Raw genomic sequence first — 10692 nt, forward strand, 5'->3', positions numbered from 1 at the left:
GGAGAGGAGCTGCTTTTCAACGGCGGTTTCGAGATAACCAGGGTTCACTCGCTGAAGGATCTGGAGAGGCTGAAGCGTTTGAGGGAGCTTGTGGGGAAGGGGAGGGTGGAGATCGTGGGAGGCGCCTACACCCAGCCCATAGCCTTCACCATAGGTTCGGAATCGGTGATAAGGCAGTTCGTTCTGGGATGCAAGGCGGTCGAGGAGGCGCTCGGCGTCCCGGTGAAGATTTATGCGGCCCAGGAGCCGGATATGGTCGGACAGCTCCCGCGGATCCTAAGGGGATGCGGTTTTTCAGGGGTGCTCTACAGAACACACTGGGGAGCGTTCGGGTCACATCCTCCTGCCCCCGTAACCTCGAGAAGGTGCTCTGGATAGGCCCCGATGGGACGGGGATAGAGACGGTGCCGATGTTGGAGGGTTTGAGATCCGGATGGGGGATCAAACCGCCAAGCCCCGAAACGGTGAAGGAGCTTGAGAGGGCAGGGGTTGAAAAACCCCTCTTCTCCTTCCTCTTCGATTTCACTCCGCAGTGGGTTCCGAGCTCTGAGAGGCCCGAGGTGAGGGGGGTTTTCGGCGGCGGATGGGCTAACGTCTGTAAGAGGTTGAACGCCCTCGAGCTGAGAGGCAGGGAGCTGCTGTTTTCAGGGAGGATAAGGGCGAGGAAACCCGGCGCCCATATCTACATCGATGCCCACGACGAGAAGGGGAGGGCGAAAGCCGGTGTTCAAAGCCGAAACGTCCCTCCCGACGGGGCGTGGCATGAGGTGGAGATAACTTGGCGTGTCCCGGAGGACGCCCTCTACATCTTCCCACAGGGGAGGATAGTCTCCGTCGAAGGGGATGCGGATTTTAAAGATCTGAGCTTGAAGCTCCTCCCCGAAGGGAAGGAGCTTCTATCCGGGTTCCCCGAGGGATGGAGTATCGGGAGAAGCGAAGGGGTCGAGGTCGAGGAGGAGTTCAGAAAGGGATGCGTGAGGCTCAGGATGAAGGGGCGAAGCGTGAAGATTGATCTTGTGACGCTTGAGGAGTATTTCGAGCTTGTGGGCGAGCCGAGGTGGAGTTGGACGGAGGAGAATAAACTGCTTGCGGATCTGTTTCAAAACCTCCCCTTTCTCCTTCGAGTAGTATCCGTTCCACCTTGCGTCCATCTTCCACCAGAACCCATAACCCCTTGGCGGAGAGGGAAGCTTCAGCGGCAACACCCTGACAAGCAGACCTATCTCGCTCGGCTCAGAGCCGTGAGGGGAGATGGTGATCCTGCCGCTGTAGAAGCCCGGTGGCGTCTCTGGTGGGATATGGAAGGTCAACCAGAAGGTTCTGGTTTGACCTTTGGGTATATCCACCGAGCGTCGTTTTTCGAGGAAAGGCGGCAATCCTCTGATCCTCCGGACGACCCGTATGTCCACGTTCTCCGAGCCTATGTTCCCCCTTTCGCCCTGAAGATCGCTCACCTCAACTCGAACATCCTTTAGGGCCTTTCGGGCCGCCCAGACCGAGACCGTCGCCGGCTCATACTCGCCCGGGCAGGCGAAGATCCGTATCGGCCCGATCTCGCCCGGACGAGGTCTGCCGAGGGATGATACGGGTTCAAGGTAATGTCTGGAGAAGAGGACATAGCCACGCCTGAGCTGATCCGATAGATCCAGGTCAGGACTGAGGATATCGGGCCTGTCGGGGATCAGGTCGGGAAGATCCCTCGGCGCGACGGAGCCCATAACCTTGAACCCTTCCGGAACTTCCGTTCCGAACCGAACGGCGCCGGTTTCAGCGGTGATTTCAGGCGTTTCCCGCCAGGGGCTTTCCACGACGAGCAACTGCTTTTCATCCCTCGCCAGAACACCGCTCTTTTCGTCCAGCAGATCGGCCTCGATCAGGTATTCGCCCTCCTTAAGCCCTGCTTCAGGGAGGGCCAGGCCGAAGATAGTAGTCCTAGCTCTCCGGCTCCATCTCCTTATGATTTTCCCCCGCCATCCGTTAAGGTGAACCGAATATCCTTCGCCCTCGGTTCATTCAGGTGAACCTCCACCGGCAGGACGGTCTCATCGCTCCACAGGGCATCTTTAAGGGGGTTCATCTCGATCGGAGGTGGAGCGTAAAGCTCCAGGCGAAGGTCATCGATGAACTGAAGGGTCCGGACCAGATCGGGACGGATGGAGCAGTGGAGGTCCATGCTTCTGATGTCGAGATCCGGGACAACTCCGGAGGCCTCGAACCTGACCCATTCGCCCGGTCTGCCCAGAACCTTCAGCGAGAGCATATCGCCGAGGAAAACGCCCCTTCCCTTTTCATCTCTCCCGAAGGTCCGCAGCCTTATCGAGATCGGTCGGACGGCTGTCTTCGGCTCGATGTAGACCCATCCCGAAAGCGTGAGCCTCTTTCCGGCGAGCCGGATCGCCTCCTTCGAGACGGCTCCGTTGAAGACTAGCGTGGTCTCCTCGCCCAAAACCGGTCCTGTGTTTATCCTGAGCGAGCATCGGCCCGATTTCGACCTGGCCTCGGAGATCGATATGCACCTTTCGATCCCCTCCCCTTTCGGATAGAAGCTCATGCTCCATCCCTGTATTCCCCCCTCGAAATCGCCGTTTACAAGCAGGGAGGTGAAGAGGAACGTGATGAGTACGGGGATCATATCTCCAATCCCTCCTTTCCGGAGCGAAGATTTCCTCATAATCGGGTATTCCAAGGCGATTGAGCGCGAGTTTCAGGTTCATCTTGAACCTCAGATGTCGCTGAGGTTCCCAGACATCAAGCATATGTTAGCTACGCTGTCGCAGGCGAGGATCTTAATCCCTCGGCATTCCGCGTCGGGTCCACACCCTCACGTCCCGTTCGGTGATCTCATACTCCTCTCCCCTCTTGGCCTTGTAGGCCGCTATGGCGAGCAATACTCCCAGGACGTTCAGAGCGTCGCCCGGCGATTTGACCCTTTCGGCTATCATCCTTAACAGATCATCCCCGACGACCTCAGCATCTCCGATCCTGAGCTTCTCCATGGTGGCTTTCAGAAGCTCATATAGCTGCTCATGGCTCAGGGGATAATCCCTTTCGATATCCAGCACCCTGAACCGGTCCATCACCCTATCAAGCTCCCTATGAGGTTCATGTCCGCTGCCGATGATGAGGCATTGGGGTATCTCGACCAACTGTCTGTAGATCTCCGGCGGATGATCGCATTCGAGGAAGACCACACATCTCTCCCTGCCTATCATCTCCAGCATGTAAGGTATGGCCTCTCTGAGGTTGTTCCTCATATCCTCGTGCCAGATATCCATGAACGGGATATCCCTCTCATGGCAGTGCTTCCGGAGTATGTGTTGAGTGTGGCTTTTGCCCGCGCCGCCTTCCCTGCTGAAGAGATAGACGTGTTTCACATCATCGCCGGAGATGAATCTCTCGATGATCTCTATGAGCTCATCCTCCAGCTTACCCCTTCGGACGTGAACGAGGGGTTCCTCCCAATCTCCCCGTCTCAGTCCCGAATACGCGGGATTTCCCCTGAGACCTATCCTCTCATAATCCCACTCATCAAGCCTGTGTAGCTCCTCGAATAACATCGGGAAATGCAAGGTCATCACCTCCATGTCGCCATGCCAGAAAAAGGATGAGGTTTGTCAGAGCCAGGATGGTGAATCCGGAGAGGCCGAATAACCCCACCGTCAGATCACTGCCGCCTTTCAGGAGCAGTATGGATATCCCCGCCGTGCCGTTCAACGATCCGTGGGCCACGGCCGCCGCTATGACGGATCGAGATTTAACCCTGATGTAGCTGAAGATAGGGCCTAGAAGCAGGCAGAATATCGTCATCATCAAAACGCCCATAACCGGATGTTGGGGATAGTTGTGCCCTTGAAGGATGATGGGAGCATGCCATGTGCCCCATATCAGACCTATCAGCAGGGAGCTTCTCCAGAAGCCCATGCCCGAAAGCTCCATCTGCAGGAATCCCCTCCATCCCAGCTCCTCCCCGAAGGCGGCCACGGCGTTTATCGTCACGCCGGCGATCAACCCCTGTATGAGGCTCAGCCAGATCGGGTTAATCGGCATCTTATCCATCTGTCTTCTCATCTCCTCGAGTTTCTCAGGGGGAAGGATCGAGGAGTATCTCTCGAAAAAACCGGAGGCATCCGGGGAGAAGCTGATATCAGGAAGGAGAAGGCCCACTCCCATGGAGGCGAGGCTTAGAATGAGAGGCAGAAGCCACGCCACCAGAAACCACCTGTTCAATCTGAAGGAGATGCCCAATGGGAGCTTCAGCGGCTGGTGGTATATGCCCTTTTGAACGATGATGACGCAGATGGCGGGGACGAACATGTAGAGGACACCTATGATCATGGAGGATGGCGTGTTCCACTTTCCTCCGAGCGCCCAAAACATCCCCGCCATCAGCCAGTTGATGGCGAATGTCATTCCCAGAAAGAGACCGACCTTCCGGATCATCCGCGCCTCCTATAGAAGACCATCTCGCCGACCTCAACCCCGATCCGCTCGGCCACTGTAGGACATTTCGCCTTCAGGATGAAGAAGATCTCAGCGTCGAACTCGTCCAGCGTCTCGAAATTCGCCTGCCCCTTGGATATCACGAGGGGAGCCCTTCTGACCTTCTTGATCACCTCCGGTGGGGATAGATCCACGGGAAGGCCCAGGTATCCTGTCCCGGTCTCGATGATCTCCGTAAGCTCCCCGATCCCCACCATCTCGGCGTCCTCGCTCGTGGCGTCGTTCAGGATGGGCTTGCTTTTGACGATAGCGGTGATATTTTTGATCCCATAGCGTATGAGCTCCTCCATCAGGAGTTTATCGAAGACGATCTCGCCGGCGTTGTCCAGTATGTAGATAAGCTCATCACACCTCTTTAGCTTCTCGCGGAAGGATTCGTATTGATCGATGGCAAATCCGCCTCTCAGCACCTCCTTTATCTCCTCCTCGATCCTGTAAGGTGTTCCGGCGCTGAAGTCTATCACGTTCCCCGCCGCTGCCAGCTTTAAGGCGGTATGTAACGGATCGTCTGCCCTTGTGACGATCTCCTTCAGCTTCGGATACATCCTCAGCCCCAGCTCGTTGAACTCCCTCTTGACCTCAAGATATGGGTCCTCCACGCCCATGACCTGACAGGCGATCCTCGCGGCCCAGGTGGAGAGATGAGCCGGTGAGAGCGAGAGGTCGATCCGGTCGGCCATCCTTCGCAATACCTCCCTTAGAACCTTCTCGTGAACTTTCTCGTCTTCGGTGACCATCTGTGCCGTTGTCAGCGCCTGTTTGACGAAACAGGGCACGCATAGAGGTCTGGCTTTCATCCCTTAGCCTCCTCGTCCAGCTTTATCTCCTTAAGGGTTATGTCCGACATGCTTGAGTTTCCCAGCCCCATCCTGCCGGCGGTGGAGATATGTCTGGCGTAGATGGAAATGGGATCGAGCCCCTTCTCCTTCCTTTTGCCCTCGATTATCTCCAATCCGACCTTATCAGCCGCTACGGGATCGGTGCTGAGGATCAGGCCGCTATGCCTCCAGCTATACTCCTCCTTGAATCCCGGCCCTCCCTCATATGTGGCGATCAGCCCGTCGATTATGTGCAGCACAGCCTTTCCGCGCAGAACTGACTTGGAGAATATCTCAGGTATGGCCGGATCGCAGAGGAACTCTATCGGGTGAAATCGGGCGGTGTTGTTGACCGATCCGAACGTGATGTTCTTGAGCGAGAGGCTGACGCCCGTGATGGGATGATGCTTCAACACCGGCAGGTTGATCACCCTCGTCACCTCCTGGGTGATTATACGGCTGAAGAGGGACCTCACCTCGCCGTTTTCGCGCCTCGGCGGAGAATCCTCCTCCGGCTCGTAGTAGACCTTCTCATCATACCCCGGTCCCCTGCCGTCGGTGGCGTAACATCTGACGCCCGATCCCGTGACGTTTATCTCATAACCCGCCTCAACTAGATCCCTTTCAAACCTATCCCATATTATGATGTGTTCGGGTGGGACCCCCAGGGATGTGATCCTCTCGATAACAAGGTCGACGAGCTCTCGGTGGGTGCAGAGCCGCGGCCCGCCGGAGGGATTGATCTTGATCCCCACCGTATCATCCTTCGAGATGAAATCCTTCCATGCCTCCTTAGGAGATTTCCTCCCCGTTAGCTCCATCATCCCCTCGTCGAGCATCTTCGCCAGGATATCCCTATCTAAGCCCTCTTCCTTCCACACGCCGCTGTGTCTGATGTCCACCACCTTGCTTCTATATGCGGCACGGGTTTTACCCCCGAAGGAGGTTATGGAGATCAGCCCCGCGATGACCTTTGCCATCGTAGATATGAAACTCCTTCTCGTCATCAGTAGCTCATCCTTTCCACCGTATAGACCCTGACGGTGTTACCTCTGATATCACACATGGCCACATATGTCAGGTTGTTGAAGGTTCTCACCGCCACCTTCTGTTCCCTAGGGATCTCGTAATCCCTATCCACCAACCTCTCGCCTTCAGGCGAGAATGCGCCGAGGAAGTATTTGGTCTCGAACTCGCTCTCCCCCTCCTCCGGCTTTGGCCTTGAGCTTCTGAAGAAGGGGAAAAGCTTCTGTGTCTTCACTTTCCTCCGCCTGTCCATATACCAGACCCATATCTCGCCCGTTGTGGGCTCGACGTTGAAGTCTATATCGGTGTATGGGAATTGGGGGAAATCGGCATCTCCGATCCTGATATAATCGACCAGCTCGGCCTTCCGCGCCCTCATGTCGAATTTGACGGTGTACCTGATGAGGAAGTTGCCGTAGAGGGCATAGAGGTAATCCCCGTGTGTCTCGATCCGCTTCGGTATAAAGCGTCCCTGATCATAGGAGAGCATCGGCATAGGTATGACGTGATCGTAATCCCACATGAGCAACCTTCGTTTTTCGCCCTTGCGTTCGATTATCGGTATCCACCACAGATTCGTCCTCATCCTCTCGTAGAACTGGCTCAGGAACAGAAAGCCGTATCTTCCGGCGGAGGCGATGTCTATGATCGGAGATGGGACGGGACTTTTGACGTGTTCGATGGGCGGAGCGGGCTTATCATCCAGATTGATGTCCTCGAAGCAGAAGGGATTGACGTATTCGTAGTTTCCGACGGCCACAGCGCGAAGCTCATCGTTGACCGCTATCAGGTCGGGGCTTTTAATGCTGCCATATCTCTTATTTATGGTGGTCTCCACCCCGACCACCTTCTGCGTCTCCAGATCGACCGATATCAGCTTCTGGAGGAGGTTATCGACGAAATGAAGCCTTTTGTCGGAATCTATCGCCACACCGGTGACGGAGAGCAGATTCTCCTCGAAGACCCTCTCTATGGTGAAGTATCTATCGAGCGTCCCCAGCCTTATGGTCTTGGGTTTCCCTGTGTTCAACATCCCGCATCACCTGCCCCTTATCTCAGTCCGAGAGCATATGAATGAGAAGGGACATCTCGTGCACGTGAAATCATCCCTTGGATCGGGCGGATAGATGCCGGAAGAGATCTCCCGCAGCGTGTTCGCTATCTCCCGCTTCACCCCTGAAAGTTCCTCCTCTTCTTCCTCCCCTATCTCGATCCTTCCTTCCGGTTTGGATGATGCGATCAGGTTCAGGACATAGAAGAGAGCTAGGGTCGAAACCTTCAGCCCGAGCGACTCGGTCACGCCGAAATAGTAGATCGGAAGCTGATAATCCTCAGCCCTGTAATTCGGGTCATCTTTGAGATTTATGAACCGCCTTTTGATCCCCCCCGGACTGGGGGAGGAGGCCGATATTTTATAATCTATTATCTCATAGCTACCATCCTCGAGCAAATCGATCCTATCGACCTTGCCGCTTAGCTTAAAGCCCTCTAGCTCCCAGGAGAACTTCCTCTCGCAGGAGACCGTCTTACGCCCCTTGTCCCAGTTCTCACATATCCACTCCGCATATCTCCTCAAAATCACCTCCGCCAGTCTGATATATCCGACTCTCTCGAGGGCGGATTCAAACTGAGACGGATCGAACTCCTCCTCCAATCCGTCTAGGACATATTTCAGGAGGGTCTCCGGATCGACCCGATCCATCTCGGGGAATTTCACGTGCAGATCCCTTAGTTTATCATGTATTATCCTGCCGAATTTGACCCGGGATGGTTTCTCCGAAGGGAGATGAAGTAGCTCCCCGAAGAAGAAATTTCTGGGACAAGAAAGATAGTTCCTGATTGAGGTATGACTAAACCGCCTCTCCCCCACGCCTTCTATCTCGGTTTCAGGAAGCGGTTCAGGGAGCGAGCTGAGCCCTTCGGAGGTAAAGATCGATCTATTCAACGAGAAGCAAAGCCTTACGGTTGACCTCAAGCCTTTGCCGGAGGATATACGGTATCTCTCAAGCTTTATCCCCGAGGAGCAACATCCTCCGGCATCTATCTCCTTATCGCCCATGACCTCGACCAGAAAGGGCGAGGGCTTGCAATCCAGATTGGCCACGTAATCCTCGGCAAAACTCAGGAAGAGCCGCCCTTTACACCTGGAGATGGCAGAGCACAGGAGCGATTTTTCATGCCGATACCAATCGGCTGGACTCATAGCGCCGGGGACGCCATATGGCCTCAGCATGGCCCTCACGGCCTCCATGTCCTCCCCGTGTAATATCTGCCTGGAGGGATATCTCCTTGGGAACCTCTCCGAGGCCAACTCCATCACGAAGACCATCTCGAACTCCCCGGTCGCCTTCTCGGCCGGCATCACACTTACGCCTTCACCTTCGCCGAGGTCCGCCCTGAAGCGCGGGATGCGGTAACTCTCAAGGATGTCGGCGATAATAGGCCACATCGAATCCGTATCCCTAACTATGATCGTCATCTCTCTCGGCGGAACCCCCTCATCCATCAAGCTCAGGATCTTAACCGCCACCGCCTCAACCTCATCGAATACGGTTTTCTCCCACATCAAAGTGATAGCCCCCTCGCCTTCAAGCATACCGCCCAGCATGAGCCTCTCCAGAAGCGATGAAATGGGCTGGGGGAGCCTGTGCCGATCGGTCAGACGGACGAGCTCCGGCTGAAACTCATCGATAAACCTTCCGGAGAGATGCGACTCATCCATAAGGTTATCCACGGTCGCCGTCATCCGTCGATCGGCGGAGATCCTCCTGATGAGCGAATAGACGGCGGGCGAGAGGCGTTCGAGCTTATCGACGAGTATCTGAGGGGGAATCGGAATGTGATCGTCAAAACAGCTCAGAGCTCGCCGCGGCAGGTCAGCCTCCAGAAGTTTTCCCTCCACCTCCAGCAGGTCCCTAAACGCCTCCGTTATCGATACCAGATCCTCAACCTTTTCGCTGCGAGATGATATCTCCAGCAGATCGCGGACCTCTATCTCGTTCAGCTCAAGAAGCTCGATCAGCTCAAGAACCTCTCTGGCAAACGTGGGTTTCGACCTCACCTTGTCATAGCTGCTTTTCAATCGGAACGTCTCAGATGAGAGCAATGAGCTGAGATATCCCAGCGCCTCCTGAGATGAGATCGGTCTGAGGCGGGAGGAGGTCTTCAGGATCTCAAGGCATAATTCCCGGACTGTCAACACGCTGAATCCGGACAAAATGCCCTTCAACTCGGAGGCGGTGACCCGATCCGGCGCTATGATCAGGCATTTTTCAGGGCCGACCTCAATCGCCTTTCGGGCGATCAGATATGTCTTTCCGCTGCCCGCCGGTCCCTCTATCAGTTGAGTTTTCATCTCCCGTCATCTCAATCGTGTTTGTTTATGACGAGGCCGCTCAGAGGCTTGGGATAGAAATAGGTGGACTTATGCGGCATCCTCTCCCCGGCGAGGGCGACTTCCCTGACCTTCTCCGGATCGATCGGGTTGAGGAAGAAGCCGAAGCTGGAGGGAGTTGTCCTGACGCTTCTCAGCACCTCGAGCGGATCGCGTGTAAATCGAAGATCGCCTCCAGATGGTATGAGAAGGGCGTGCAGAACGGTAACGTCCAGGTCCCGCAACATCTCCGGCACGGAGCCGCTCAGCGTCGAGCTATCCCTTAAAACCAGCACCCTGAACCTCTCGCCGTCATAGAGTCCGATGGGAGGCGATTTCTCTCCGGCCCGCTCCCTCATTCGCTCGAACATCTCATCCAGATCGCAAACCACCTCTGACTCGAAGAATTTCTCTATCCTCCTCCTGATCTCCTTTGAATCGGCTCCGACCAAAACCCTGTGTGTCGGCAGGATGATCAGCCCTTCATCTGAAACGCTCACGAAGTAGCTCATGACGAAGTTAAAGGGTTCCTCCCCTGAGTATCGGGGAAGTTTTGAGCGCATCAGATCTCTGTATATCCTGGCCGACTCGTATCTATGATGTCCGTCGGCTATGAAGGCATAGGATCGAGAGAGCTTTTCGGCAACCTTCCCGATTACCACCCTCTCATCCACGGACCACATCTGATGTGTCACCCCTTCGATCAGAACGTCCACCCTCGGTTTTTCGTCGCGGATAACCTCCCGAAGCAGGTTCTCGACGTGGTTTTGAGGGTCGTCGAAGACGGAGAATATGGGGCTTAAGTTAGCCCTTACATGTTGTAGTAGCCTGAGCCTGTCCATTTTGGGCCCTTCGAAGGTGTTCTCGTGTGGCATGAGCTCATCCCCATCGGCTATTCTCATTCTGGCGATGAACCCAAGCCTGGCGATCTTCCGTCCGCCATGCGGGAACTCCTGGCGATATATATATATCGCC

General features: G+C 55.4%; 10 protein-coding genes. 2 read left to right on the top strand and 8 right to left on the bottom strand.

From position 1 onward, the window contains the following. Positions 1 to 378, top strand: a 378-nt coding sequence (locus J7M22_16980) for a hypothetical protein (GenBank protein MCD6508299.1), incomplete at its 5' end; no start/stop codon positions are given. Further along, positions 366 to 1475 (top strand): hypothetical protein, encoded by a 1110-nt coding sequence (locus J7M22_16985; GenBank protein ID MCD6508300.1) that lies wholly within the window; start codon positions 366 to 368, stop codon positions 1473 to 1475. The genes J7M22_16980 and J7M22_16985, both read left to right, overlap by 13 nt. A gap of 479 nt (positions 1476 to 1954) precedes the next feature. On the opposite strand, the gene J7M22_16990 is transcribed toward J7M22_16985, so the two are convergent. The 8 genes from J7M22_16990 to J7M22_17025 form a co-directional block, all read right to left on the bottom strand. Next, entirely contained in the window at positions 1955 to 2632 is a 678-nt protein-coding gene (locus J7M22_16990) for a hypothetical protein (protein ID MCD6508301.1), read from the bottom strand. Between the two features lie 154 nt (positions 2633 to 2786). Beyond that, positions 2787 to 3575 carry a hypothetical protein gene (locus J7M22_16995; GenBank protein ID MCD6508302.1) on the bottom strand — a complete coding sequence of 263 codons (789 nt, stop codon included), beginning with the start codon at positions 3573 to 3575 and terminating at the stop codon, positions 2787 to 2789. Then, entirely contained in the window at positions 3529 to 4440 is a 912-nt protein-coding gene (locus J7M22_17000; protein MCD6508303.1) for a CPBP family intramembrane metalloprotease, read from the bottom strand. Before J7M22_17000 ends, J7M22_16995 begins: the two co-directional genes overlap by 47 nt. Continuing rightward, entirely contained in the window at positions 4437 to 5297 is an 861-nt protein-coding gene (locus tag J7M22_17005; GenBank protein ID MCD6508304.1) for a DUF89 family protein, read from the bottom strand. The genes J7M22_17000 and J7M22_17005 overlap by 4 nt, the downstream gene beginning before the upstream one ends. Further along, on the bottom strand, positions 5294 to 6325 hold the full coding sequence (locus tag J7M22_17010) for a DUF362 domain-containing protein (protein MCD6508305.1): 1032 nt from the start codon (positions 6323 to 6325) through the stop codon (positions 5294 to 5296). The genes J7M22_17005 and J7M22_17010 overlap by 4 nt, the downstream gene beginning before the upstream one ends. After that, positions 6325 to 7377 (bottom strand): hypothetical protein, encoded by a 1053-nt coding sequence (locus tag J7M22_17015; protein MCD6508306.1) that lies wholly within the window; start codon positions 7375 to 7377, stop codon positions 6325 to 6327. Before J7M22_17015 ends, J7M22_17010 begins: the two co-directional genes overlap by 1 nt. Before the next feature lie 6 nt (positions 7378 to 7383). Continuing rightward, positions 7384 to 9699: a PD-(D/E)XK nuclease family protein gene (locus J7M22_17020; protein ID MCD6508307.1), complete on the bottom strand. Its 2316-nt coding sequence runs from the start codon at positions 9697 to 9699 to the stop codon at positions 7384 to 7386. A gap of 11 nt (positions 9700 to 9710) precedes the next feature. Beyond that, the coding region (locus tag J7M22_17025) for a DUF1015 domain-containing protein (GenBank protein ID MCD6508308.1) at positions 9711 to 10692 on the bottom strand (982 nt) is incomplete at its 5' end.

This window comes from Candidatus Poribacteria bacterium (assembly GCA_021162805.1).
In the GTDB taxonomy this organism is placed as follows: domain Bacteria; phylum Poribacteria; class WGA-4E; order B28-G17; family B28-G17; genus JAGGXZ01.